This is a genomic window from Glutamicibacter sp. AOP12-B1-11 (assembly GCF_052379245.1).
Lineage (GTDB): Bacteria > Actinomycetota > Actinomycetes > Actinomycetales > Micrococcaceae > Glutamicibacter.
In genome coordinates, this window is record NZ_JBQSYL010000026.1 from 32750 (window position 1) to 57138 (window position 24389).

General features: G+C 62.6%; 22 protein-coding genes. 10 read left to right on the top strand and 12 right to left on the bottom strand.

Annotation, left to right across the window (positions count from 1 at the left end; all coding sequences use genetic code 11):
• Positions 1-54: 54 nt before the first annotated feature.
• Together ACT3UQ_RS14985 and ACT3UQ_RS14990 are read right to left on the bottom strand one after the other, a co-directional pair.
• Positions 55-822 (bottom strand): cyclase family protein, encoded by a 768-nt coding sequence (locus ACT3UQ_RS14985; protein ID WP_105554727.1) that lies wholly within the window; start codon positions 820-822, stop codon positions 55-57.
• Positions 823-1011: 189 nt separating this feature from the next.
• Complete coding sequence (locus tag ACT3UQ_RS14990; protein ID WP_105649289.1) at positions 1012-1491, bottom strand: acyl-CoA thioesterase; 480 nt, start codon at positions 1489-1491, stop codon at positions 1012-1014.
• Positions 1492-1622: 131 nt separating this feature from the next.
• Here ACT3UQ_RS14990 and ACT3UQ_RS14995 point away from each other — a divergent pair, with 131 nt between their 5' ends.
• Positions 1623-2966 carry an MFS transporter gene (locus tag ACT3UQ_RS14995; RefSeq protein ID WP_105554729.1) on the top strand — a complete coding sequence of 448 codons (1344 nt, stop codon included), beginning with the start codon at positions 1623-1625 and terminating at the stop codon, positions 2964-2966.
• 755 nt (positions 2967-3721) lie between these two features.
• On the opposite strand, the gene ACT3UQ_RS15000 is transcribed toward ACT3UQ_RS14995, so the two are convergent.
• Positions 3722-5209, bottom strand: a complete 1488-nt coding sequence (locus ACT3UQ_RS15000; protein WP_444637419.1) for an MFS transporter — start codon at positions 5207-5209, stop codon at positions 3722-3724.
• Entirely contained in the window at positions 5206-6240 is a 1035-nt protein-coding gene (locus tag ACT3UQ_RS15005; RefSeq protein ID WP_444637421.1) for an MBL fold metallo-hydrolase, read from the bottom strand. Before ACT3UQ_RS15005 ends, ACT3UQ_RS15000 begins: the two co-directional genes overlap by 4 nt.
• A 228-nt stretch (positions 6241-6468) precedes the next feature.
• Between ACT3UQ_RS15005 and ACT3UQ_RS15010 the strand changes: the two genes are divergently transcribed.
• Positions 6469-6957 (top strand): cupin domain-containing protein, encoded by a 489-nt coding sequence (locus ACT3UQ_RS15010; RefSeq protein WP_105554731.1) that lies wholly within the window; start codon positions 6469-6471, stop codon positions 6955-6957.
• A 69-nt stretch (positions 6958-7026) separates the two neighbouring features.
• On the top strand, positions 7027-7770 hold the full coding sequence (locus tag ACT3UQ_RS15015) for an alpha/beta hydrolase family protein (protein WP_181148514.1): 744 nt from the start codon (positions 7027-7029) through the stop codon (positions 7768-7770).
• On the opposite strand, the gene ACT3UQ_RS15020 is transcribed toward ACT3UQ_RS15015, so the two are convergent.
• From ACT3UQ_RS15020 to ACT3UQ_RS15035, 4 genes are all read right to left on the bottom strand, one after another.
• Positions 7747-8628: a PaaX family transcriptional regulator gene (locus tag ACT3UQ_RS15020; protein ID WP_258133952.1), complete on the bottom strand. Its 882-nt coding sequence runs from the start codon at positions 8626-8628 to the stop codon at positions 7747-7749. The two genes, ACT3UQ_RS15015 and ACT3UQ_RS15020, sit on opposite strands and share 24 nt — an antisense overlap.
• 1052 nt (positions 8629-9680) lie before the next feature.
• Positions 9681-10682: a sugar phosphate isomerase/epimerase family protein gene (locus tag ACT3UQ_RS15025; RefSeq protein WP_444637423.1), complete on the bottom strand. Its 1002-nt coding sequence runs from the start codon at positions 10680-10682 to the stop codon at positions 9681-9683.
• A 61-nt stretch (positions 10683-10743) separates the two neighbouring features.
• Complete coding sequence (locus ACT3UQ_RS15030) at positions 10744-11892, bottom strand: Gfo/Idh/MocA family protein (RefSeq protein WP_105554734.1); 1149 nt, start codon at positions 11890-11892, stop codon at positions 10744-10746.
• Positions 11893-11984: 92 nt separating this feature from the next.
• The gene (locus tag ACT3UQ_RS15035) at positions 11985-13028 is read right to left on the bottom strand and encodes a substrate-binding domain-containing protein (RefSeq protein ID WP_105554735.1); all 1044 of its coding nucleotides are present in this window, start codon (positions 13026-13028) and stop codon (positions 11985-11987) included.
• A gap of 152 nt (positions 13029-13180) precedes the next feature.
• On the opposite strand from ACT3UQ_RS15035, the gene ACT3UQ_RS15040 reads away from it, so the two are divergent.
• From ACT3UQ_RS15040 to ACT3UQ_RS15060, 5 genes are all read left to right on the top strand, one after another.
• Positions 13181-14701: a sugar ABC transporter ATP-binding protein gene (locus tag ACT3UQ_RS15040; protein ID WP_444637424.1), complete on the top strand. Its 1521-nt coding sequence runs from the start codon at positions 13181-13183 to the stop codon at positions 14699-14701.
• The gene (locus ACT3UQ_RS15045; protein ID WP_374955674.1) at positions 14698-15774 is read left to right on the top strand and encodes an ABC transporter permease; all 1077 of its coding nucleotides are present in this window, start codon (positions 14698-14700) and stop codon (positions 15772-15774) included. Before ACT3UQ_RS15040 ends, ACT3UQ_RS15045 begins: the two co-directional genes overlap by 4 nt.
• Positions 15775-15783: 9 nt before the next feature.
• Positions 15784-15990, top strand: a complete 207-nt coding sequence (locus ACT3UQ_RS15050; protein ID WP_105649292.1) for a hypothetical protein — start codon at positions 15784-15786, stop codon at positions 15988-15990.
• Between the two features lie 178 nt (positions 15991-16168).
• Positions 16169-16429 carry a hypothetical protein gene (locus ACT3UQ_RS15055; RefSeq protein WP_146112526.1) on the top strand — a complete coding sequence of 87 codons (261 nt, stop codon included), beginning with the start codon at positions 16169-16171 and terminating at the stop codon, positions 16427-16429.
• A gap of 94 nt (positions 16430-16523) precedes the next feature.
• A complete protein-coding gene (locus ACT3UQ_RS15060) occupies positions 16524-17777 on the top strand; it encodes an ROK family transcriptional regulator (protein WP_444637426.1) in 1254 nt (417 codons plus the stop codon).
• Between the two features lie 20 nt (positions 17778-17797).
• On the opposite strand, the gene ACT3UQ_RS15065 is transcribed toward ACT3UQ_RS15060, so the two are convergent.
• The 3 genes from ACT3UQ_RS15065 to ACT3UQ_RS15075 all read right to left on the bottom strand — a co-directional run bounded on the left by ACT3UQ_RS15065 (position 17798) and on the right by ACT3UQ_RS15075 (position 18717).
• Positions 17798-18046, bottom strand: coding sequence for a hypothetical protein (locus ACT3UQ_RS15065; RefSeq protein ID WP_444637428.1), 249 nt, complete (start codon positions 18044-18046; stop codon positions 17798-17800).
• A gap of 81 nt (positions 18047-18127) precedes the next feature.
• A complete protein-coding gene (locus ACT3UQ_RS15070; RefSeq protein ID WP_444637429.1) occupies positions 18128-18376 on the bottom strand; it encodes a hypothetical protein in 249 nt (82 codons plus the stop codon).
• Positions 18373-18717 carry a hypothetical protein gene (locus tag ACT3UQ_RS15075; RefSeq protein WP_444629170.1) on the bottom strand — a complete coding sequence of 115 codons (345 nt, stop codon included), beginning with the start codon at positions 18715-18717 and terminating at the stop codon, positions 18373-18375. Before ACT3UQ_RS15075 ends, ACT3UQ_RS15070 begins: the two co-directional genes overlap by 4 nt.
• Positions 18718-19096: 379 nt before the next feature.
• Between ACT3UQ_RS15075 and ACT3UQ_RS15080 the strand changes: the two genes are divergently transcribed.
• Positions 19097-20296 (top strand): ROK family protein, encoded by a 1200-nt coding sequence (locus tag ACT3UQ_RS15080; RefSeq protein ID WP_444629169.1) that lies wholly within the window; start codon positions 19097-19099, stop codon positions 20294-20296.
• A 148-nt stretch (positions 20297-20444) separates the two neighbouring features.
• Positions 20445-21377: a sugar phosphate isomerase/epimerase family protein gene (locus ACT3UQ_RS15085; protein ID WP_444637431.1), complete on the top strand. Its 933-nt coding sequence runs from the start codon at positions 20445-20447 to the stop codon at positions 21375-21377.
• A 297-nt stretch (positions 21378-21674) separates the two neighbouring features.
• Here the strand turns inward: ACT3UQ_RS15085 and ACT3UQ_RS15090 are convergent, their stop codons facing one another.
• On the bottom strand, positions 21675-23918 hold the full coding sequence (locus ACT3UQ_RS15090) for a polyribonucleotide nucleotidyltransferase (RefSeq protein WP_444637433.1): 2244 nt from the start codon (positions 23916-23918) through the stop codon (positions 21675-21677).
• Between the last annotated feature and the right edge of the window lie 471 nt (positions 23919-24389).

Consider the following 24389-nt stretch of genomic DNA (forward strand, 5'->3'; position numbering starts at 1 on the left):
GAGCAGCGCTGGCCTTACCCATATGGAATCGGACAAGCTAGTCGGCGGCGGCCGCTAGCTCAGTGCGAGAACCCGCGCGGGCGCCCCGGTGCCTCCAACGATCGGCAGCGGGGCGACCACGAGCAGCGCTCCGAAGACCGGCAGCTTATCGAGGTTCTTCAGCGAAGTGATGCCGTACTTGTCATGGCCGAGCAAGAAGTTGTGCATCGGGAAAGGCGGATCGAGCAAGGCAGCGTTGCCCGCGTCGATGCCCACGGTTTCCACGCCCACCCCGGAGATCACCAGCTCCTGGGCTATGTATTGGGCGCATTCGGCGGTGAATCCCGGGGTATGCGAACCCTGCTCATCGGTGTTCAGGAACGCTGCACTGTCTTCTCCGTATTGGTCCCATCCGGTGCGGAAGAGCAGCCATGAATTGGGCGGGAACTCGCCATGTTGAGCCTGCCAGGCTTTCAGATCATCAACTGTGATCAGGTAATCCGGACTCTCGGCGGTCTCGGCGCTGAAGTCCAGGACCACCGCCGGCCCGACCAGTCGCTGCGGATCGATCTGTGACACGTCCTTGCCGTCCCGCCCCGAAATCCAATGGATCGGGGCGTCGATGTGCGTGCCGATATGCTCTCCGGTATGGATGTTATGGTGCTTCCAGAATGGGCCGGGTTCGTCATATGCGGAAACTTCCTCGATGCTGAAGTCTATTAAGTTGGAGAAGGGTTCCGGCAGCACAAGGGTCGGTGTATTGACGGAGAGCGGCGCCGTCAGGTCGTGAACAGTCACAGTTCCACTGGCGAGTGAAGACAGAACGTGGGCTAGCTGGGTCATGAGAACTCCGATAACTGGCGAAAACTTGACTGGGCATTGAACATGTATGACGGCCGTCATAGCCATTGGACGACTTCAACCTACCACCGAATCCATGCTCCGAGAAGAGCTATGCGCATCAGGCGCGCACCAATTCCCGCCCGCGCTTCGCGGCACCGACCGGGCAAAGCCCTGCATTGGGCCAACCCCTTACTGCCGCCCACCACTTGCCTGGGCGTCGACAATGGTCTGCCGAATTTCCGCAGGCCAGGGCCCGGATCCCGATGACCCTTCAGGCACGCAGACGGTAATGACCTTGCCTTCGGCAGCAACTGCCAGACCGTTGCCCTCGAACGGGTGACCCCACACCCTAAAGGCAAAGTGCATGGAGCTGGTCCCCAATCTGTCGATGCGGATCGCCGCCGTTGCAGACTGCCCGAAATACAGCTTGGACTTGAAATCTATTTCCTGCCTGACCCGCGGTGAAATGGGAAAATAACCCTTCAGGCCGAGCTCTCTAAAGAGCTTCGACTCGGCGGCTTCAACGAAGCGCATGATCACCGAATTGTGCTGATGACCTGCAGCGTCCGTGTCAACCCATTCGACAGTTCGTTCCAGCGAGCTTCCGGCGAGCGCAGCCCCGAGGAACTCGGACACCTCGGCCGCAACGACTTCAGGCGCACCAGTCATTGGTTCCCGTCCATGGAAAGTCATGTTCACCTTTCTTTTATAGAACTATTGTAACGCACGTCACTTTAAGGCAATAATACTGGCTAGGCCCATTCGGGCGCTAACGACCACCCCTACGCCAGGAGAACGGTATGGCCTCACCCACCGCAGTAACCGAATGGAACATCCCAAAACGCACCACGGGATTGGTGCTCTTTGCCTGTTGGCTGGCAATTCTGGCCGAAGGCTACGACGTCGGCGTGCTCGGTGCGGTCCTCCCGGCCCTCGCCGAGTACAAAGAATGGTCGCTCACCCCTCTCGAACTGGGCGGCCTCGGCGCCTACGCGCTGGTCGGCATGCTGTTTGGCGCCCTGTTTATCGGGACCCTAAGCGACGTTATCGGCCGCAAGCGGATGCTACTGCTCGCCATGGTGATCTTCACTATCACCCAAGCAGGTGCGGCATTTGCCCCCACACCTGAAATCTTCGGACTGTTCCGGTTCCTCGGCGGCCTGGGAATGGGCGGGATCATACCGGTGGCAGCGGCCCTGACCATCGAATATTCCGCGCCTCGAAAACGATCGCTGAACTACGGCATCATGTATTCGGGATACTCCTTGGGAATTGTTGCCGCTGCTCTGGTTGCCATGGCGCTCCTTCCGGTACTTGGCTGGCGTTGGGTTGTAGCTGTCGGCGCATTGCCGGTTGTGCTGCTGCCGATTATCGCCTGGATTCTCCCTGAATCCTTGGAGTACTTGGTGTCCAAGGGACGCCTGGCCGAAGCCAAGGCACTGGCCTCGAAGCTCAAGGTGCCCAATTACCAGCCGGTCGCTCCGGCTCAGCCAGGCAGAAAGATTCCTTGGCGAGAAGTCATGTCGGCGATGTTCTCTGGTAAATACCTGCGTTCCACGGTCTTTTTCTGGATTTCACTGTTTTGCGGCATGGTGCTGGTCTATGGCCTGAACACTTGGCTGCCGCAAATCATGCGCAAAGCTGGCTACGACCTCGGGTCCTCGCTGACTTTCTTGTTGGTCTTCTCCTTGGCCTCGGCCGTCGGCGGATTGATCCTCGGATATCTGGCTGATAAATACGGCCAGAAGACCATCCTGGTGATCTTCTATCTGCTGGGGGCTGGTGGAATCTTGCTGCTGATGTTTCCGAACACCATGTTTATCAACCTGTGCTTTGTCGCCTTCGCCGGTATTGGTTCGATCTCCACCTCGTTGGTGCTCACCGGCTACATTGCCGACTACTATCCGGCGGCCCAACGCGGCACCGCCACCGGCTGGGCGTTGTCTTTCGCCCGCATTGGTGCAATATCGGGTCCCATCATCGGTGGCTGGATCGCGGCAACGGGGATTAGCTTCGAATTCAATTTTGTCTTCTTCGCAATCGTTGGAGTCGTAGCGGCGATTGCGGTGTCCCTGATACCACCGCGAATCGTGGAGAACCGGTCCCCAAATACCGCCGTCGAACGCGAGCTAGCAGTGGACTAATCCGCAGGAATTTACCCCCGTATTTGTGCAGGCACGGCTTCGGATCACGCATTCTCGCGTGGGCCGAGGCCGTGTTCGCTTGCGTGCAAGAAGGAAAAACCTTCTACCGCGACTTGCCCATGCACTCGGCTGAGCAGCAGCCGATGCAAGCACCGCTGCCCGAGTCGATTCCAGGTTCTGCACCGCCGTGCCATGATCTCCGGACCCGAAGCGACCGATCGCAGTTCGTACCTGGTGGCGCAAATTGATCAAGGCACATTCCCCAATTCCTATCGGCGCGGTTCGATGGGCGGCCGCAGTATTGGCGCAGTTCATGCCGCGAATGCACTCATCGGCGCCGCTGGTTCGCTTCAGTGCCATTGCGTTTGACGCTCCGGAGTTCACCGCACATCGCGGATGCAACTCCGCCGTTGCTGAAACGGAAACTCCACCGATCCAGCCTAGCTCCGCAGAATTCAGGACCTGCAGTTCGCGCACCTCGCCATTGACCGCTGGATCCACCTTGGTGGATTGCGCTCTGGGCGACTTCCGAATCGCCCATAACAAACACAAAAATCATCGAATGGGCCGGCGATGTGCGCAGGTAATTTGAGCTTGCCGCGCCCGGCGTTCCCCATGTTCTTTGGATGGGATCTCGTCTCACGAGAATTCCGGGTTCGTCCCAAGCCTGAACCCCTCTTTGCTCCCGCGGTGATCGCTGCGCAAGCCAGCGAGCCACGGGAGCAAAGAGAATACCCAAAACCCCTACTGGATTGTCAGCCGGTGAACGTGAAACTGGTTTGCAGCTTACGGGCCGTCCGGTCCGGATTGAGCATCAGTACGCAGAAGATGCCAACGACGACCAGGTAGATTCCGATCATCCCGAACGAAGAGTTCATCCCCTGTGCCAGCAATGCAGCCATTTCAGCCGTATCCGCAACGCCCTTGGGGCTGGGCACGTACCCCGCCCGATCCATCAGACCACCCACCATGGCTGGAGCGATCACGCCGCCCACCGACGCCAGGCCCGTCAACGTGGCCATAATTGCCGCACGCTGCTTGGAACAGACGCTGAAGGCGATCGCAGTTGGTGCCAGCGGATAGATCATGGCCGTGCCGGCTCCCAAGGTCAACATGGCCACCGCGGCGTACCCCGAGAGGAATGGAAGAATCGAGAAGCACACGCCCGAGATCAGCAAGGTTGCCCCGAAAAGTGCACCGAGCGCCCAACGCACGGTAACCCCACGTTTCATCAGGTAGCGCGAGCCGAAGCCCAGAATCAACAGCGCGATGGCGCCGACGACCCAGGGGAATGTCGAGACGAGGCCAATCATTTCTGGAGACAGCGCCACCACAGAACCTAGATATTTCGGCGACCAAGTGGTCAGGAAACCTTGCGCCCAGAAGCATCCAGCACCAGCCAACACCGCGGCTACGAACATCCAAGATCCTAGAACGCGTCGGATTGGCACTATCTTCAGCAGATCCGACGAATCGGCAATACTGCCGGTACCGTTCGGCTCGAATTCCGCCACCGGCTCCGAGGGGGCCTCGGCCTTCTTCGGTGCCTCAGGTGCAATCGGCCGCGCATCCTGGGTCTTGTCCTGAGACCGCGCTTTGCCGTCTTTGGAATGGCTGAAGGGTCCATCGCGGCCGACAATGAGCCAGGCCACGCTCCAGAGCAATCCGACAAGTCCCAAGAAGCCGAAGGCCCAACGCCAGCCCAAGGCTGGGTGGGCAATAATCCAGGCCAGGGCAGGTGCAGCGAGAATCGGACCTAAGGTAGAGCCTGCGGCAATAATGCTGCTGGGCAGCCCGCGCTCTTTAGGCTTAAACCATCCGTGGGCATGCTGCAGTGAAATGGGCGTGGCGGGACCTTCGGCACCGCCCAAAAAGATACGGGTCACCAGCAGGACCGCGGCGCCTCCGCCAAAGAGCATGGGGAACTGCAGGACAGCCCACGCTATGCCCATGGTCAAGAGGATCCAACGCGTCGACACCTTACCGGCCAGGAAACCGACCGCTACGCCAACGATGGCAAAGAGGAAGAAGAACGCGCTGCCGATGAATCCGAACTGTCCGGCGGTCAATCCCAGTTCGCGCATCGCCGGGTCGGCCACCAGACCCAAAACAGCCTTGTCCGCAAAGTTGATTATTTGAAAGAGCACGAGCATGCCGGTGACAACCCACGCTCGTCGATTCATCTTGCCATTGCGAATGGCAGCACTCAAGGTGTGATCGGAGAGGTTCTGTGTAGCGCTCATACCAAGCTCCTCTTGGTTTCGGTGCCGGCAAGTTGCAACTTTACGCTTCCAATTTCAAAGACGTCGTTGTCTTCAGCAACGGAAACGGTACCGGCGAAATCTTCACGTGCGGTATCTAGCATGGCCCCCAGATCCGCGGCGCCTGGGGTGTTGGGAACAATGTGGTGCAGCACCAAGGAAGAAACGTTGGCCTTCTGCGCCACTTTGCCAACCTCGCTATATGGAGTATGCGACTCGCGCAGATGCACTTCGATCCCGTCTCGCGTGGGACCGTCCGGGAACGTAGCCAGAATCCCTGGCAGATCGATGACTTCATGCAGGAGCAGGTCGGCGCCTTGGGCGAGCTTCACGCAATTTTCGGAATACGCGGTATCACCCGAAACCACTACAGACCCATAGCGCGAGTCAATACGATAGGCGAAAGCGGGGAAGCACAAGCGATGGTCAACAAGGATTGCTGAAATGGTGACTAGCTCATCGCGGTAGATTTCGAATGGTTCCATCTCCGGGTGCCGGTTCTCCACGGCACAGGCCCGCACAGGTTCCGGGATCTGGATGTTATGCGCCTGGATCCATTCATGGGGCTCATCTCGCCCTTCGTCAGCCATGCGGATGACCACGTCCGAGGCAAAGACCTTATCCAGCAGGGCGTCCACGATTTCTTCCGTGCTTGTCATTTCACGGTCGGCCACGCGCGCGGCGATCTGCTCCTCATGCTTTCGGTCGAGGGCAGGCATGCGATTCGGCCGCCCGGGACCGTAAACCTGAATAGGACGGGTAAAGGACTCACCCGGAACTTGCCATCCGGTCACCAAGTACGCACCGAGATCGTAGATGTGGTCAGAGTGGTGATGGGTCAACAACACGGCCCGCAACTCGCCCCAATCGGCGTGCGACCGGTAGTTGCGGATACTTCCCATTCCGCAATCGATGACATAGGTTGCCCCATCGACTCGAATCGCCGTGCTGGTCCCAGCACGGGAACTGGAGACTATAGGGCCGCCTCCGGTACCGAGCGTGTAAACGCTCATTCCTGTTCTCTGTTTGGTATTCACATTGATGCCTAACTCGTTGTGGGCAGCAAAGGGTCCCATCGACCGCGATGCGTGAATTGCGAGGGTGTGAAAGCGTTCGGCAGTGATGACCGAAGTGATAGAAATCATATACACCATATTTTGCGATCGCAAGACCTATTGCATATCCAATGTGATCTATGCCATGCTGAACGCGAGAGTTCGTTACCCCACAAAGGAGTCAAAATGGAGCAGCAGCAGGGTCAAGAAATCATCCTGGGCGACCTGCCCAAGGGCATTACCTTGGCAAGCGAGTCGATGGGCAACAAAACATGGAACGTCCTTGGCCACACGTACCTTTCCAAGGTTGAAAGCTCCAGCAGCTTTGCGTGGTTGTCTCTGGATCCTTCAGGAACCGGTGTCCCGCCACACGTTCACCCGACCCAGGATGAGCACCTCTACATCATGGAGGGCACCTACACCCTCTATCTAGACGGCGAATGGTTCAAGGCCGGTCCCGGCGACACCGTTCGCATGCCCATGGGTCTTCCGCACGCTTACTACATCAAAGATGAAAAACCGGCGAAATCGCTGTTCTGGGTCAGCCCCGCGGGACAACTCGCCACCCTCTTCGATGAACTCCATGACTTGGCAGATCCCGAGGAAGTTGTACGCCGCTCGGCGCTGCGTGACGTCAATTTCCTGCCGCCGGGATCGGTTCCCGGAGCAGACTAGAATCTATAGAAATTCCAAACGGCCGGCAGGAACATCCTGCTGGCCGTTTACCGGCGAAGGGAACGGCCCGTGACGCAAAACTCGCAAGATAGCCAAGTATTGAGTTACGGCGACCACCCCGATCAGCATCTCACCCTGGTGCACTCACGAGTTCAGCCTTCACGCGGCACCGCGGTTCTGGTCCATGGCGGCTACTGGAGGCAGCGGATCAATGCCGCGGTCATGCAGCCCATGCTCGAGGATCTATTGCAGGCGGGATGGAATGTGGCCAACGTGGAATACCGGCGCGGCCCTGAGCATCCCTGGCCCACACCATCCGTGGATGTAGCTTTGGCGATCGAGCTGATCCGGAGCACACTTCGCCGCGAAGATCGCCCCGATCGCTTGGTCCTTATCGGGCATTCGGTGGGCGGGCAGCTGGTTCTGCTCAATGCCGATCGCGCCGATGCCGTAGTAGGACTTGCACCGGTCACCAATGCCATCAAGGTCTTTGAAGAAGACCTCGGTGATTCCGCGGCCAAAGAATATTTTGAACGTACACCCAGCGATGCGCCAACCACATACCGGCAGGCCTCACCTTGCCACCAGCCGTCCCCTGCGGTGCCCATGCTCCTGGTCCACGGTCAAGATGACGACCGTGTGCCATTGGAACATACACGGCAGTATATTCAATCACTGGGAGACAAAGCTCAGCAGACAGCCATGTTTCATCCGCACTTGGACCATTTCGAGGCCATTGATCCCAAGAAGCACCATTGGGACGCGGTCCGAAACTGGATGACCCGGGCGTCAGCCAATGCGCAGGCCGAGTAACTGATTGGCATACAGCTCCGCTTGCGGCGCCAGCAGCTCATGCAATGCCAGGAACGTGTTCTTGGCCTGCGGTGCTTTCCATCCTTCGGGCAGGTATTCGAAGGGAAGGTTCGGATCACGATACGGAAAATGCCGCCAACGGGTCAGCATTGGTACATAGAAAGCGAAAGCTTCTCGTTCAAGATCCCTGCGCTGCTCATCGGATTCCACTGGCTTTGCCAGCTTTTCCTGCCAAGCCCCCAAGCGCCCTACGTACAGTTGCAAGAAGTCGGTGTACTGCTGGTCAAGCGCTTGGAGATCCCACCATTGCGCCACCCGATCTTGAATATCTTCCGGTGACATGTAGTCGGCACGGAAAAATTCAACATACCCCGATAATCCTCGTGCGTTCAGCCGTGCTTTGGCCTGCTCAAATGCCAATTGGGGGCCGACGGCGACACCGCTTGCAACCATTCCGAAACCCATGCTCGCCAACTCCGAACGCAGTTCGTAACGGCGATTCCGCTCGCTCTCGGGCACCGAAAATATGGCCAGGATCAGAGATTCATCGGAGCTGGAGCGAGACGGGGCGAAAATCCGCTGATCGTCCTTGCGGAAGCCATCGAGAATCTCGGCGGAAAGTTGATAATGCGAATCGCTGCCGGTGCGTTCATTGATGAGCACACCACGACTTTTTAAACGCGAAATCGTCGACCGGGACGCTTGGGACTTGATCCCCAACGCGCCGAACATCTCAACGATTGCAGATACCGGGAAGGAGCCGCTGGAGGGCTGTCCATACAAACCGTAGAGCGTCACCAGTAAGTTCTGGTGCTGCAATTTCATTCCCCCGATATCCACTGAAACGATGTCCTCCATTTTCTCCGCGGCCACGTTGACAGAGCTCAAGTTCTATCCTAAGCGGGCAGGTGCTGATTCGCGGGCAAGACGTTCGAGCACTCGGAAACCACGACCCGATGCTAACCATGTTTTTCCGAACATAGCTCGACCGATCGCGGTATCACGCCAGCGACTCGACCAGAGGACTGTTTTATACCGCTGCACATCAGCGTGAATGCCACAACGGAAAGTTCCAGTCCAATGAGCTATGTCTGCATATTGAGAACCGTTTTGTCGCACGATATCGGTGACGCTTCCACCCATAAATGACGCTCTCGATCAATGAGTGGGCACTAATTCGCTTCATCAGATCGGCCTGAACTGTGAAGAGCAATGATCCGGTTGATCCCAGTATTCGATTGGCGATCGCCCAGTGGCCCGAAAGTACTCCGCGCGGAGCAAGCAGCATGTTCTGCGCGGCTTCTCCCCCGACATCCCGTAGCACTCACACTTCGTCATTCCGAGCCGAATCGCTGCATAGCCGATCCCTCGCTGCGGATCGCGTAGAACGGCCAATCGCTCCGGCCAGGTCCGGGCACTCGGGCAACGGATGCTGCGCCTCGCACCACAAGCTCTTCCTGGGCTTACGCCAATTTCTGCTGGCAAGCCCGGAGGGGACTCCGAGTGTTTGGCGAACGCGCAACGCTCAACCAGATCCTGTGCGGCAGCCGGCACCCGGTCTTCGAGAATCAGAAGTTCCTGGCCGACATGGAATCTTCCGGCCAGGACTTCGGATGCTTCCTCCCCGAGGAGTCCAAAGGCCATAGCGGCGTCCGGACCGGAAGAACGGGAAGCCATAATTCGGCCAGCCCGGGTCCGAACGCCACGGGGCGCGGACCAACGAGTGGTTGCCGGCGAGGGCAGTTGGGAGCTGGCCCAATTAGAAGACCGATGCCCCGCACAAACACGCCGTGGTCGCTACTGACCACGGAAGTTTGTGCGGGGCAGAGTTCCGGGACTAGCCATCTGGGCTCAGCTGCAAGCCCAGATCGCAGCGGGCGCATCCCGCGCGGCGGCGCAGACGCTCCGGCTCAGCCTTGCTTGAAGGCCGCGTCGAAGGACGTGGAGGACGCTGGAAAGTCCAGCTTCTTCAGCGCCGCCAGCGCCTCGGGCGCACCGTAGAGTCGGTCCATGCCGGCGTCCTCCCACTCGATCGAGATCGGGCCGGCATAGCCGATCGCCGCGAGCGCGCGGAAGGCGTCCTCCCACGGCACATCTCCGCGTCCGGCCGAGACGAAGTCCCAGCCGCGCCGCGGGTCGCCCCAGGGCAGGTGGGATCCGAGCCCGCCGTTGCGGCCGTTGCCCATGCGCATCCGGGTGTCCTTGCAATCCACGTGGTAGATCTTGTCCGCGAAGTCGGAGATGAACGCCACCGTGTCGATCCCCTGCCACACCATGTGGCTCGGATCCCAGTTCAGCCCGAATGCTTCACGGTGCCCTATCGCCTGGAGCGTCTTGACCGTGGACCAGTAGTCGTAGGCGATCTCCGAGGGGTGCACCTCATGGGCGAACCGCACCCCGCACTCATCGAAGACGTCCAGAATCGGGTTCCAGCGGTCGGCGAAGTCCTGGTAGCCGGCCTCGATGACCTCGCCCGGAACGGGCGGGAACATCGCGACGTACTGCCAGATCGAGGACCCGGTGAATCCGATGACGGTGTCCACGCCCAGGCGCTGGGCCAGCCGGGCGGTGTTCTTCATTTCCTCGGCCGCCCGCTGGCGGACGCCCTCCGGGTCGCCGTCGCCCCAGACCCGCTCACCGACGATCGCCTGGTGGCGGAAGTCGATCGGGTCATCACAGACCGCCTGGCCCTTCAGGTGGTTGGAGATGGCCCAGACCTTCAGGCCGTGGCGTTGCAGAATGCCGAGGCGCTCGGCGATGTAGTCGTCATCGTCCCAGCGCCAGGCGTCGAGGTGCTCTCCGGAGACGGCGATCTCCAGGCCGTCGTAGCCCCAGCCCGCGGCGAGGCGGGCCACCTCTTCCAGCGGCAGGTCGGCCCACTGGCCGGTGAACAGGGTGAAATCGCGTGCCATCCTTGTACTCCTTTGCTCGGTTCCTTCGTGCTGAGATGCGGTGCGGTGCGGTGCGCTGGGCCTAGAGCGTCTGGGCCCAGGCGCTGGCGTTCTGCGCGCTGCGCTGGACGCCGTCGAGCACGCGCTGGACCTGGTGGCCGTCCGCGAATGAGGGCTCGGGTTGCCGGCCCTCGGCGACCGCCTCGACGAAGTCCTTGGCCTGGTGCACAAAACCGTGCTCGTAGCCGAGCGCGTGCCCGGTGGGCCACCACGCGGACATGTAGGGGTGCTCCGGCTCGGTGACCATGATATTCGTGAAGCCCTGGAGGGTATTCGGCGCGGTGGCATCGTAGAAGCCCAGCGAGTTGTAGTTCTCCAAATCGAAGGTGATCGCCCCCTTGGAGCCGGAGACCTCGATCCGCAGCGAGTTCTTGCGTCCGGTGGCCATGCGGGTGGCCTCGAAGATGCCGATCGCTCCGCCGTCGAACCGGCCGGTGAACATCGCGGCGTCATCCACGCTGACCTCCCCGCGCTGCGACTCCGCTCCGGGCAGCGGCCGCTCGTGGACGAAGGTTTCGAGAATGCCGCTGACGCCGGTGAGCTTCTGCCCGGTGATGAACTGGGAGAGGTCCACGGCGTGCGCCCCGAGGTCCCCGAGCGCGCCGCTGCCGGCGTGCTCCTTCTGCAGCCGCCAGGTCAGCGGGGCGTCGGCGTCGTGGAGCCAGTCCTGCAGATAGGAGGCGCGGACCTGGCGGACCTGGCCGATGGTGCCCGAGCCGACCAGTTGCCGCGCAAACGCCGCCGCGGGCACGCGGCGGTAGGTGAATCCAAGCATCGCCTGGACACTCTTGCCTGCGCTTTCGGCGGCCGCGGCCATCGCCTCGGCCTCTTCGAGCGTGTTGGCCAGCGGTTTCTCGCACAAGACGTGCTTTCCGGCGGCGAGCGCGGCGATCGCGATCTCGGCGTGCGAGTTGCCCGGGGTGACGATGTCCACCACGTCGATGTCCTCGCGCTCGATAGCCTCGCGCCAGTCGGTCGACGTCTCCGCCCAGCCCCACTTCGCGGCGGCGGCCTCGACGCCGGCGGCATTGCGGCCGACCAGCAGCGTCATCTCCGGTTGCATCGGCAGATCGTAGAATCGCGGCGCGACGCGCCACCCCTGCGAATGCGCGGCGCCCATGAAGCCGTGCCCGATCAGGGCGATTCTCAGGGCTGATTTTTGGTTGGGCATGTGTTTCCTCCTGCGAGGGGTAGACGTGGGGGCGCTGGCCGGGGCGGTCCGCCGGTGAACGGAGAACCGCCCCGATCCGTTGCCTGGGCCGGTTAAGAGCTGAACGCCGTCGGCAGGTACTGATCGACGTTGTCCACCGTGACCACCGGGGCGTTCAAGACGATGCGCTTCGGGACCTCGACCTCGACCAGATCGCTCATGGCCTTGTTCTGGGCGATCAGTCGGGCTAGGCGAACGCCGTCTGCGGCCTGCGTGGAGGGATAGAGGACCGTGGCTTCGAGTACGGACTCCCCGCCCTTGATCAGCTCCATCGCGTTGGCGGAGCCGGCGCCGCCGACCATGAAGAACTCGTCGCGCCCGGCGCTGTCGATCGCGGCCAGCACGCCGTGGCCCTGATCGTCGTCGTGGTTCCAGAGCGCGTCGATCTTGGGGGCGGCGGAGAGCAGCTGCGAGGCCGCCTGTTCGCCGCCGGCTACCGTGAAGTCGGCCGGGACGCGGTTATCCACGTTGAGGCCGCAGTCCTTCAAGGCGTCTTCGAAGCCCTTGCTGCGGTCCTGGGTCAGCGGCAGGGAGTCAATGCCCGGGATCTCGGCGACCACCGCGTCCGGCTTGTCCCCCAGGCGCTCGCAGATATAGTTTCCGGCGCTGCGGCCCATGCCGTAGTTGTCACCAAGGATCGTGGTGCGGGCGGCGGCGGGGTTGGAGAACTCACGGTCCACGTTGACCACCGGAATACCGGCGTCCATGGCCTTGGTTGCGACGGCGGTCAGCGCCGTGCCATCGGTGGGCAGCAGCACAATCACGTCGACGCCGTCGTTGATGAACTGCTCAACCTGGCTGATCTGCAGGTTCGCATCGTTGGTGCCTTCGGCGACGCGCAGGTCCACGTCTTCCAATGCCTCGCCCTGCGCGATGGCGGCCGAGTTGATGGCGCCGAGCCAGCCGTGGTCGGCCGCCGGGCCCGAGAAGCCGATCACGACCTCCTCGCCCGCGGCCGAATTGCCTTCGATCGAGGCGTTGGAAGGCTGCGCGCTGCCGCCATCGGAGCCCGACGAGCAGCCGGTGACGAGCGCGCCAACTGCCAAGAGGGCACCGGTGGTGATGAGCATCTTCCGTCCGGAATGAACAGCAAACATGTCTATCTCCTCAATGAGTTAGGTACAACGCCGCCGTGTGCAGCCCGAATTATTCGGGCACCAGCCAGCGTGATTACAATCACAATAACAGAAGATCGGAGAAAATCGACGAACTTCTACCGATTGCCGACATAATGTGTTAGGTTCATCACATGCTGCAAGATGAAAAGCCCCGTCCTCTGCTCGAGGTGCACGGGCTCACCAAGCGATTCGGAGCCGTCCAAGCACTCAAGGGCGTCGACCTTTCCGTGCTCCCGGGCGAGGTCCACTGCGTCATGGGCCAGAACGGCGCCGGCAAGTCCACCCTGATCAAAACCCTGTCCGGGGTCCACCAACCCGACGAGGGCAAAATTTTCTGGGAAGGCCAGCAGGTCAGCCTGCCCGGCCCTACCGCGGCCTTGGATCTGGGCATCGCCACGATGTACCAGGAACTCGACGTCGTCGACGGGCTGAGCATCGCCGAGAACATTTTCCTGGGCCACGAGCATGCGACCCGGGGCGTGCTGCACGTGAAAAGGGCCCACGCGACCGCCCGGTCGCTGCTGCAGCGCCTGGGACACGGCAACCTGTCGCCAGCGCGCGAGGTTGGCACGCTCTCCACCGCCAACAAGCAGATCGTCAGCATGGCCCGCGCCCTCTCCCGGGACACCAAGCTGATCATCATGGACGAGCCCAGCGCCATCCTCGATGCCGGCGAGGTCGCGAACCTCTTCCGCGTGGTCCGCGAGCTCACCGCCCAGGGCATCGCCGTCGTATACATCTCCCACCGGCTGGAGGAGATCCGCGAGATCGGGGACCGGATCTCGGTCATCAAGGACGGGCAAAGCACGGCGAACAACCTGCACGTCGCCCAGACCCCCAAGGCGGAACTCATCCGCCGGATGACCGGCCGCGATGTCGCAAACGTGTTCCCGGAGCGCCGGCCCCTCCCGCTCGATGCGCCCGTGGTGCTCGACGTAGCGGCACTGGAGCTGGAGGGGCACTTCGCCAAACTCAGCTTCACGGTCCGCGCCGGCGAGATCCTCGGCATCGCCGGGCTGGTTGGTTCGCAGCGCTCGGAGATCGTCGAGACCATCTACGGCGCCCGCAAGGCAACCGCAGGCCAGGTCACGGTGAACGGCAAGAAGCTGGTTCCGGGCTCGGTCAGCTCCGCCGTCGCGGCCGGGATCGGCTTATCCCCCGAAGAACGCAAAAGCCAGGGCCTGATCCTTGACGAGCCGATCTACAAGAACGTCACGCTGTCCACCTTCGAACGCTTCGCGCGCACCGGGCTGCTCGACGAAAACGCCGAGCGGCGAGCCGCGCGGGAGCAGATCGAGGCCCTGGAGCTGCGCCCTGCGGATCCGGAGCGGCCCGCCCGGACGCTCTCCGGCGGCAACCAGCAGAAGATCCTCCTGGCCCGCTGGCTGGTCCACGGGACCAAGGTCCTGCTGCTGGACGAGCCGACCCGCGGCGTGGACGTCGGCGCCCGCGCCGAGATCTACACGCTCATCCGGCGGTTGGCCGACGCCGGCACCGCCATCATCGTCATCTCCAGCGAGATCGAGGAAGTCCTCGGCCTCGCCGACAATGTGCTCGTCGTCGACGACGGGCACGTCCTCGCCCAGAGAACCGCAACCGATATCGACGAGCACGGCGTGCTCGACCTCGTCATGAAGGGAAGTGCCGCGTGAGCAAGCAAAAGACCCAGGTCATCGAACACTCTTCGGCCCAGACCCCGGACCCCGGCGCCACTTCCGGCGGCGCCAGCGGACTCCTCGGCAATCTCCTGCACGGCCCCGCCGCGCGCAGCATCGGCCTGGTTCTCGCGCTGGCCGTGCTGGTGGCCATCGGCCTGATCACCAGCGGGGACCGCTTCATGTCCTCGGACAACATGCTGGTGATCCTGCGCCATGCCTCCATCATCGGGGTGCTCAGCATCGGCGTCACCTTTGTCATCACCGCCGGCGGCATCGACCTGTCGGTCGGCTCCGTGCTGGGCTTGACCTCGGTGGTCGGCAGCCTCGCCGTCGTCCAAACGGCCGCGGCGGAATCGACGTGGCTGGTGATGGTCGTGGTGGCCCTGCTGGTCGGCGCGTTCGCGGGCCTGATCAACGGGGTGATCATCGCCTACGGCAATGTGGTGGCGTTCATCGCCACGCTGGCCATGCTGGTGGCCGCCCGCGGGCTCGCCGAGATCATCTCCGAGCGCCGCACCCTGCTGGTGACCAACACCGACTTCACCGGCTTCATGCGCGCCGACTTCCTCGGCGTGCCGGTGCTCGTATGGATCTTCGCCCTGGTCTCCGCGGCCGGCTGGTTCCTGCTCAACCGCACCACGTTCGGACGCCGCACGGTGGCCATCGGCGGCAACCTCGAAGCCTCCCGCCTGGCCGGCATCAAGGTCAAGCGCCACATCGTCTCGCTCTACGTGCTGGCCGGCATCGCCGCTGGCATCGCCGGCCTGATGATGATGGGGCGCACCACCTCGGGCACCTCCACCCATGGCTACCTCTACGAGCTCGACGCGATCGCCGCGGTCGTGGTCGGCGGCACCCTGCTCGCAGGCGGCCGCGGCACCGTCATGGGCACCGTCTTCGGCGTGCTCATCTTCAGCACGCTCACCAACGTGTTCACGCAGAACAACATGGACACCTCCGTCCAGGCCCTGGCCAAGGGCGCCATCATCGTGCTCGCCGTCCTGCTGCAGCAGCGCTTCGCCGTCCGCAAGGAGCGCAAGGCCAAGAAGCAACCCCTGAAGGCCTAGGGGCATATCGTGGATCTGGCCGCGAGCGGCGAACTGGTCGAACAGCGGCTTCGGCGATTCTTCGCGGATGCGAAACTCCGCGCGGAATGCGCAGGGCCGGCCTATCTGGAGCTCTGGGAGGCCCTGGAGCGTGCCGCGGCCGGCGGTGCCCGGCTGCTGAGGTCGATCGAGGTGCCCGAGCCCATCCACCGGAAGCTGCACGAGGTGCTCGACTAGGCGGAATTTGCCTCGGTCGGCGGCGAGATCTTCGACATCGAGATCAGCAGCTCCCAGACGATGCCCGAGCTGGAAGACATCGTCAAGACCGCACGGCAGAGACCTCTGTGTACTCCTTCGAGGCCCCGTTGCAAGCCGGGGCGAAACTCGCCCAGGCTCCCGAGCCGGTGTGCGCCGCGTGAAGTCAGTCGGCCGCTACGCGGGCATCGCCGATCTCATCGGGTCCCCGGAGCTGACCGCGGACGGCGCCGAGCGCGTCCGTTCAGTCCTGGTCGGCTGCGGTGCCAAGGACTTCGCGATCGACCTCGCCGCACAGCACGCCGGCTTCGCCCTGGCGCAGCTGGAGCACGGCGGCGTCCCGGAGACCCTTCCCAGGGCGCTGCGCGAACCTCTGCTTTGCGCCGTTGACCGCGTCTATCCGGCCGGAATCATCACTTGAATCGCCGATCGAAGGTCACTGTTTGGCGCGTCGCTGCAGATAGCATGTAAGCGGAAGCAGGCACGGCAGCCTGCCAGAAAGTGACGGTCCGGAAGTGGATAGCAATTCGTCGAAACCCGCTGGCGTGCGTCCGGCCGGCGCCGGGCTGGGCAACAACCGCGACTCGACGCGGCAGCACAACCTCTCCACCGTACTGGGCCTCGTGCACAGCTCCGCGGGTCTCTCCCGCGCCCAGCTCACCCGCACCACGGGGCTGAACCGCTCCACCATCGCCGCTCTTGTCGGCGAACTCGTGCAGCTCGGCCTCGTCGTGGAGAGCGATCTGGACCAGAGCCAGCAGCACGGCCGCCCCAGCATCATGATCAATCCCGGCCCGTCGGTGCTCGCCCTGGCCGTCAACCCCGATGTAGACGCCGTCGGCGTCGCACTGGTGGCCCTCGGCGGGAATATCGTCAACCCCGTGCGTTTCCATACCGTCCGCGCCCCCTCCATGCCGGAGGTCGTGAATATCGTCTCCGCCGTCTACGCGGGCATGGCCGCGGCCCTGCCCGCGCATTTCCGTGTGGTCGGCATCGGTGTGGCCGTCCCCGGGCTCGTCGACCCCGCCGATGGGACGGTGATCGAGGCACCGCAGCTCGGCTGGCGCGAGCAGCCGCTCGCCGCGCAGCTGGCCAAGGCCCTGCAATTGCCGGTGGCCTGCGCGAACGACGCCGTTGTCGGAGCCCGGGCGCAGGCGGCCTTCGGCGCGGGCCGGGAAGTCGCGGACTTCGTCTACCTCTTCGGCGGAGCCAGCGGCATCGGCGGCGGGATCGTCAGCGGAGGCAAGCTGATGCACGGGGCGACCGGGTTCGCCGGGCAACTGGGGCACATGCTGGTGCGCACGGACGGAGCAGCCTGTTCCTGCGGTTCCTCGGGCTGCCTCGAAGCCGAAGTCACCCGGGAAGAACTGCTTCGGGCTGTGCAGCTGCCGGTGGACCGGGCCGAGGACCTGGAACAAAGCGTGCTCGGATTATTCGCATCCGGCGAGGCCTCCGCGCAGCTGCGCGAGGTTCTCTCCCGGCAGGCCCGCCTGCTCGCGGTGGGACTGCGCGGCGTGGTGCACCAGGTGAACCCGTCGCTGATCGTGCTCGGCGGATTCCTGCGCATCCTGGCCGAGGCGATGCCCGATATCGTGGAGGGGGCCGTGTCCCTCGGTGCCGCGCGCGGCGCTCGTGAGCAGGTGCGCATCGAGCTTGCCCCGCTCGGCGAGAGCCCCATCCTGGTGGGTGCCGCCGAGCTTGCCTTCGCCCCGCTGTTGGCTGATCCCGCCGGCGTCCTGCGCGCGGCATCCGCGGACCGGGAAAATTAATCGGCAGGTTGCCCCCGGGTTTAAACAGCTAGCAGCATCGTGGTGATGAAGGAACCGGTGCAGCCGCTGGTGGTCGCCTGCGGGTGGTGGCCCAAGATGCAGCTCACTTCCACGCGCACGTAGTCAACCGGCTGGTCGCAGGAAACCTGGACCTCGTAGCTGACGGTATCTCCGAAGGCGAAGCCCTCCTGATCGGTTGCGCAACCGGTGGCCGCCGTGGCCGCCGTGGCCGCCACCGAACCGCGGGCGCCGACGAGCCAGAGGCCCACCCACCCCACCGTGGAAGCGCCAGGGATTCCCCGTCCGCGATTTCGTCCTCGTTAATGTCCAGGTTGGCTGGTGTTCCCACCTCATTGTCCTTTCACATACTGTGGTGCGAGCGGTGATGCTCGTGCGAAAGTGCTGTTTCGCGGCGGCGCGCCGCATCCAGGATGGGCGACCAGTCGATCTGCCACTCCCCCCACATCATCGGTCGGTATGGCGCGTTCCTGGAGCATCTGCACGACATCCACGCCGGCATCAGTCGTCCAGAGCACGTCCAGTTCGAAGCTGACATGCCGCGAATCGGTGTATTCGGCCAGCAGCTCCCAGGCGCTCATGAGCTCGCCGGTCTTCGGGTGGAGTATTGGCTGGTGAATTCACCCTGGTGGTTGTGCACGAAGATCTTGCCCGTATCGGATTTCTTGGACCGCTCGCCGAGCCGGTTGAGGGTTTGGGCGGTGGCAAGGGTGTCCTCAAGGTTTCCAATGCCCGGGGAGGCGGCACCGCCCGAACCCACATATTTCTGGCCAACGGTCTTGGCGAACTCGATGGTATCGCCGAAGGGCTCGATGTTTCGGTAGCCGATGTCGGCCAACTCGGCGAGCACCGACTCGGTCCCAACCTCGTTTCCCCACGTCAAATAGCTGAAAATCTGGATGGAGATCTTGCTGGCGGGCACGCCCTTGCCTGCGCATTGCCCGGCCGATCATAATTGCCCTTCGTCATGCGCTTCTCGTGATGTAGTGGCACGGTGCGACGCCGCCGGCAGAGCGTGCAAAAACGCAACTACCGGCCATATGAGATCCCGGTCATATGAAATTAACACGACTCATGAGGATAAATAACGAATCTATATAGTTTGACGATGCGTCTTCGCCTTCAAACGACCACCTCCTATCGCTGTAAGACGTGATTTGTGGCTTAGCGCCAATTTGCCCATGCCTGCGCGCGAGGCGCAGGGCCGTTTCCATATGTCGCTTCACACCACAAACCCCTTGGCGAGCCGTGCCCACGGAGCGCAGAGCGCGTTCCGTCGATTAGTATGCTGTAATTAGTCGATGAATGACATAAGCAACTTCAGCGGCCTCAGCGGCTCAGGTGCCAGCGAACTATTCCAGATCCTCCGCGACGGACGAGCGCGCACGCGCACGGAGCTCTCGGAGATGATGGGCTTGGCCCGCTCCACGATCACCCTGCGCATCGAAGCGCTGATGGCCCTCGGGCTCGTGGGGTTCGTGGACGACGCCACCTCCACCGGCGGGCGCCCTTCCTCACGCATTGCACTGAACGCAGGCAGCAAGGTGGTTCTCGGCATCGACATTGGCGCATCCCACGTGCGCGTGGCACTCACCGACCTGCTCGGGCATCGGTTGCGTGAGGACGGGCGGAATATCGAGGTATCCCAGGGTCCAAATGTCGTCCTCGAAGCCGCCGTCGAGCTGGGCAAGGAGCTGCTGGAGGCGAGCGATCACGCGCTGGCCGACCTGCTGGCGGTGGGCGTCGGGATCCCTGGTCCGGTAGAACACCGCACCGGCCGCCCGTTCAACCCGCCCATCATGCCCGGCTGGAACGGATTCGACGTTCCGGGGCTGCTGCAAGACCACTTCCATGTCCCGGTGCTCGTCGACAACGACGTGAACATCATGGCCCTGGGCGAGCGCAATGTCTCGTGGCCAGAAGTGGACAACATGCTCTTCGTGAAGATCGCCACGGGCATCGGTTCGGGTCTCATCTCGAGCGGGAGACTGCAGCGCGGTGCCGACGGCGTCGCCGGCGATATCGGGCACATCCGAGTGCATAACGGCTCGGGCATCACCTGCCACTGCGGAAACCTGGACTGCCTCGAAGCGGTCGCCTCGGGACCCGCCGTGGCCAAGAAGCTCAACGCCCTCGGCCTGGACGCAAATTCCAGTGAGGATGTCGTCGCGCTCGTCAAATCGGGCAACGCCGAGGCCGTGCATGCCGTCCGCCAAGCCGGCCGCGATGTGGGCGAGGTCCTCTCCGCCTGCGTCAGCCTCATCAACCCATCCGTCATCGTCATCGGGGGCTCGATGACACTCACCGGCGAGCACTTCATCGCCGGGATACGCGAGGTGGTCTACTCGCGGGCCATCCCGGTCGCAACCCAGCACCTGCGGATCGTCCAGTCCGGAGCCGGACAGGACGCCGGTGTGCTCGGCGCCAGCATGCTGGCCATCCACCACGCCATGTCGCCGAAGCATATCGATGCCCTCGTGAATGGACTCAAGGGAGACTAAGCCAAGCGAAGAAACGACCTTTTGTCGATTGTCGACGATTTTTGCTTGACAGACAACAAAGTCTGGAAATAGTGTTGCATGCGTCACATACTCCAAGCGCTGGTGCTGATTGCCGCTGGCGTTTAACGCACGCCAGAAAGGCATCACTATGTGCTTCGGATTCAATGCCCCCGCCGCCTTCAAACGCTCCCTCGAGCAGAAGGACGTGGGGCGGCGCGGCTTCCTCCGTGGCGCGGCAGCCCTCGGCGCCGGCGCCGGACTCGTCGCTCTCGGCGGAACTACCGCGCTGGCTGCACCCACTGGCCGCCGACCGGTGCCTCCAGGACAGATCAGCATCCAGCTCTACACGCTCCGCTCGATCATGCAAGGCGAGGGCGTCGACAGCGCCCTGGCTTCTCTGGCCGACTACGGCTACACCAAGATAGAGCTAGCTAGCCTTTACGGCCGCACCGCAGGGCAAATGCGTGCCACGCTTGACTCGCTGGGCCTCACCCCGTCATCCAGCCATAGTGGCCTCAGCAATTCGCCCGCGGCGCTGGAGGCAAAGCTCGCCGATGCACTCACCCTAGGCCAGACCTATATCAACGTGCCCTACCTCGTCTCCGACAACGGTGATGACTGGCGCCGCTGGGCCGACCAGATGAACGAAGAGGCCGCGGGCGCGGCCGCAGTGGGCCTGAAATACGGGTACCACAACCATGCCCACGAGTTCACGACCGACCTCGGCAATGGCGAAACCCCGTGGGACATCTTCACCAGCCGACTCGATCCGCGCCTCGTGCACCTAGAGGTCGACCTCTACTGGGCCGTCACCGGCGGCGTGGGCGTGGGCGCAGAAGATCCGATACAGTTCGCGATTGACACGATCGCCCAGGCACCGCAGAAGACACTGCAGTACCACGTCAAAGATCGCGATACCGCGGGCGACTTCGCGGATCTCGGCACCGGTGCCATCGATTTCTCACGCATTTTCGCGGCCCACCGCCCGAAGGAGTTCATCGTGGAGAACGACCGCCCGGACGTCACCCCGTTGCAGACCGCCGAGGTGGGTTACAACTACCTGCGCACCTTGCGCTTCTAAAGATCGCCGGCAGGAGGCTAAGCGCTAGTCTCAAGCTGGCAGGCTTGAAGGCCGGGCACCGCATGGTGCCCGGCCTTCGCAGTAAGCTCCATCCGCTCCTGGAGCAGGCCTCGCAAAGCACGCCGACCGGCCGCGCTGGCCTGAAGGAACCGTAGCAACGCGAAATATCGCCTTGCCGCCGGCCACGTAGCAGCTGTTTTCATCTGCAACCACGGACTGCAACCGGTTTAAGCCGATAGGTCCCGGCTCGCACAGTGTGCGGGCCGGGACCTATCAAAACGAACTAGGAGACGAGAATTACTCGGCCGCTACGGCTTCTGCTTCTGCTTCGGCTTCGTCGTCTTCCTCAACAACTGGAGACAGCGACAGCTTTCCGCGGTCATCGATCTTGGTGATCTCGACCTGGAGCTTCTGGCCTACCGAGACGACGTCCTCAACATCCTCGACGCGCTTACCGTCGTTGATCTTGCGCAGCTCGGAGATGTGCAGCAATCCGTCCTTGCCTGGAGTCAGCGAGATGAACGCACCGAAGGTGGTCAGCTTCACGACAGTACCCAGGTAACGCTCGCCGATCTCAGGAACCTGAGGGTTGGCAATCGCGTTGATGGCCGAACGTGCGGCTTCGGCGGACTCACCATTGGTGGCGCCGATCAGCACGGTGCCGTCATCTTCGATCGAGATGTCCGCTCCGGTGTCTTCCTGGATCGTGTTGATCATCTTGCCCTTCGGGCCGATGACCTCGCCGATCTTATCCACTGGGATCTTCACCGAGATGATGCGTGGCGCGTAGGTGGACAGCTCATCCGGGGTGTCGATGGCCTGGTTGACCACGTTCAGGATGTGCAGGCGGGCCTCGCGGGCCTGGGTCAGCGCTGCGGCGAGCACCGAGGCAGGAATGCCGTCTAGCTTGGTGTCCAACTGGATCGCAGTGATGAACTCAGGAGTACCAGCCACCTTGAAGTCCATGTCGCCCATGGCATCTTCGGCGCCGAGGATATCGGTCAGGGCAGCGTAACGGGTTTCGCCGTCGACGGTGTCCGAAACCAGACCCATGGCGATACCGGCAACCGGTGCGCGCAGTGGCACACCGGCGTTCAGCAGCGACAGGGTGGAGGCGCAGACCGAGCCCATGGAGGTCGAGCCGTTGGAGCTCAATGCCTCGGAGACCTGGCGGATTGCGTATGGGAATTCTTCACGCGAAGGAAGAACAGGCATGATGGCGCGTTCTGCCAGGGCACCGTGGCCGATTTCGCGGCGCTTCGGCGAACCTACGCGGCCGGTTTCACCGGTCGAGTATGGCGGGAAGTTGTAGTTGTGCATGTAGCGCTTGCGGGTGACCGGGCTCAGCGAGTCGATCTGCTGTTCCATCTTCAGCATGTTCAAGGTGGTGACGCCCATGATCTGGGTTTCGCCACGCTCGAAGATTGCCGAACCGTGCACGCGAGGCAGGACCTCGACCTCGGCGGAGAGCTGACGGATGTCAGCCAGGCCACGGCCGTCGATGCGGATCTGCTCGGTCAGGATGCGCTGGCGCACGATGTGCTTGGTGACCGCACCGAAGGCCTTGGAGATTTCCCCTGCCCGCTCGGCGAAGGCTGCGCCTTCACCGGTCAGCTTTGCGACGATCTCGTTCTTGAACTCGCCTGCGGCATTGTCGCGGTCCTGCTTGTCAGCGATGGCGTAGATTTCGGCCAGGCGGGTGGAGGCTGCTGCCTCGACCGCTGCGTAGGCGTCATCTTCGTAGTCGCGGAACACTGGGAACTCGACGGTTTCCTTTGCGGCACGGGAAGCCAGATCGGCCTGCGCCTCGCAGAGAACCTTGATGAATGGCTTAGCGGCTTCAAGACCCTGGGCAACGACCTCTTCGGTTGGCGCGGTGGCGCCGCCCTGGATCAGTTCCCAAGCGTTATCGGTGGCGTCAGCCTCGACCATCATGATCGCCACGTCGTCGCCTGCCACACGGCCGGCAACAACCATGTTGAACACGGCGTTCTTCAGCTGGCTGTGCTTCGGGAAGGCAACCCACTGGGCGCCGTCTCCGTCATCAACCAGTGCAACGCGGACGCCGCCGATTGGACCGGAGAATGGCAGACCCGAAAGCTGGGTGGACATCGAGGAAGCGTTGATCGCTACCACGTCGTACAGCTCGTCTGGATCGATGGCCAGAACGGTGACAACAACCTGAACCTCGTTGCGCAGGCCCTTGACGAAGGCTGGGCGCAGCGGGCGGTCCATCAGGCGGCAAGCCAGGATGGCTTCGGTCGATGGGCGGCCTTCGCGGCGGAAGAAGCTGCCCGGAATACGGCCAGCTGCGTACATGCGCTCTTCGACGTCCACGGTCAGTGGGAAGAAGTCGAAGCCTTCGCGTGGGTGCTTGCCGGCCGAGGTGGCCGAGAGCAGTGCGGTCTCTTCGTCGATGTAGACCATTGCAGCGCCAGCGGCCTGCTTGGCCAGACGGCCGGTCTCGAAACGAATGGTGCGGGTACCGTAGCGACCGTTGTCGATCTGTGCTTCGGCGAACTGAATTTCTGGACCCTCCATTAAGGGGGTTCTCCTTTCGATCGCTCCCAAAGAGACAAGCGATCCGTGCAGGCCTACCCAGATCTGGTCTTCGATCGAGACTCGCACTTTAGCCGCAATAGACTAGAGCGAAAGCCACTACCGAGGACCGCGATACTGGCGGTCAGGACTCACGGTGACGCAGTCATAGGGAGTGTATTTATCGTTGAGGGCTTGACCAAAGGCCAAGACCTGACTCTAAGCCTACCGGGAATTAGTCAAAGGTGCAGTTTTTGTCGGATCGAGCGGGTGTCTTGGTGCCCAAACCCAAATCCCGAGGAGCCTGTGACGCGTTGCAGCGGACTGCCGCCCAAACCCAAACCAGGATTGAAGGAGTCGTATTATATTGTCCAACCATCGCCTTGCAGCGGCACTAGCGACCGCCTGCCTGCTTGCATTATCGGCATGCTCGACGCCAGCAGCAGATCGCACAGTCGCTGCCGGCCCTACCGA

Bases quoted from the DNA above. Each gene is read 5' to 3' on its own strand.
- ACT3UQ_RS15035 (WP_105554735.1), bottom strand. From the start codon at position 13,028: ATGTTTGCTGTTCATTCCGGACGGAAGATGCTCATCACCACCGGTGCC.
- ACT3UQ_RS15010 (WP_105554731.1), top strand. From the start codon at position 6,469: ATGGAGCAGCAGCAGGGTCAAGAAATCATCCTGGGCGACCTGCCCAAG.
- ACT3UQ_RS15030 (WP_105554734.1), bottom strand. From the start codon at position 11,892: ATGCCCAACCAAAAATCAGCCCTGAGAATCGCCCTGATCGGGCACGGC.
- ACT3UQ_RS15040 (WP_444637424.1), top strand. From the start codon at position 13,181: ATGCTGCAAGATGAAAAGCCCCGTCCTCTGCTCGAGGTGCACGGGCTC.
- ACT3UQ_RS15085 (WP_444637431.1), top strand. From the start codon at position 20,445: ATGTGCTTCGGATTCAATGCCCCCGCCGCCTTCAAACGCTCCCTCGAG.
- ACT3UQ_RS15020 (WP_258133952.1), bottom strand. From the start codon at position 8,628: ATGGAGGACATCGTTTCAGTGGATATCGGGGGAATGAAATTGCAGCAC.
- ACT3UQ_RS14985 (WP_105554727.1), bottom strand. From the start codon at position 822: ATGACCCAGCTAGCCCACGTTCTGTCTTCACTCGCCAGTGGAACTGTG.
- ACT3UQ_RS15070 (WP_444637429.1), bottom strand. From the start codon at position 18,376: ATGAGCGCCTGGGAGCTGCTGGCCGAATACACCGATTCGCGGCATGTC.
- ACT3UQ_RS15005 (WP_444637421.1), bottom strand. From the start codon at position 6,240: ATGAGCGTTTACACGCTCGGTACCGGAGGCGGCCCTATAGTCTCCAGT.
- ACT3UQ_RS15090 (WP_444637433.1), bottom strand. From the start codon at position 23,918: ATGGAGGGTCCAGAAATTCAGTTCGCCGAAGCACAGATCGACAACGGT.
- ACT3UQ_RS15080 (WP_444629169.1), top strand. From the start codon at position 19,097: ATGAATGACATAAGCAACTTCAGCGGCCTCAGCGGCTCAGGTGCCAGC.
- ACT3UQ_RS15025 (WP_444637423.1), bottom strand. From the start codon at position 10,682: ATGGCACGCGATTTCACCCTGTTCACCGGCCAGTGGGCCGACCTGCCG.
- ACT3UQ_RS14995 (WP_105554729.1), top strand. From the start codon at position 1,623: ATGGCCTCACCCACCGCAGTAACCGAATGGAACATCCCAAAACGCACC.
- ACT3UQ_RS15000 (WP_444637419.1), bottom strand. From the start codon at position 5,209: ATGAGCGCTACACAGAACCTCTCCGATCACACCTTGAGTGCTGCCATT.
- ACT3UQ_RS14990 (WP_105649289.1), bottom strand. From the start codon at position 1,491: ATGACTGGTGCGCCTGAAGTCGTTGCGGCCGAGGTGTCCGAGTTCCTC.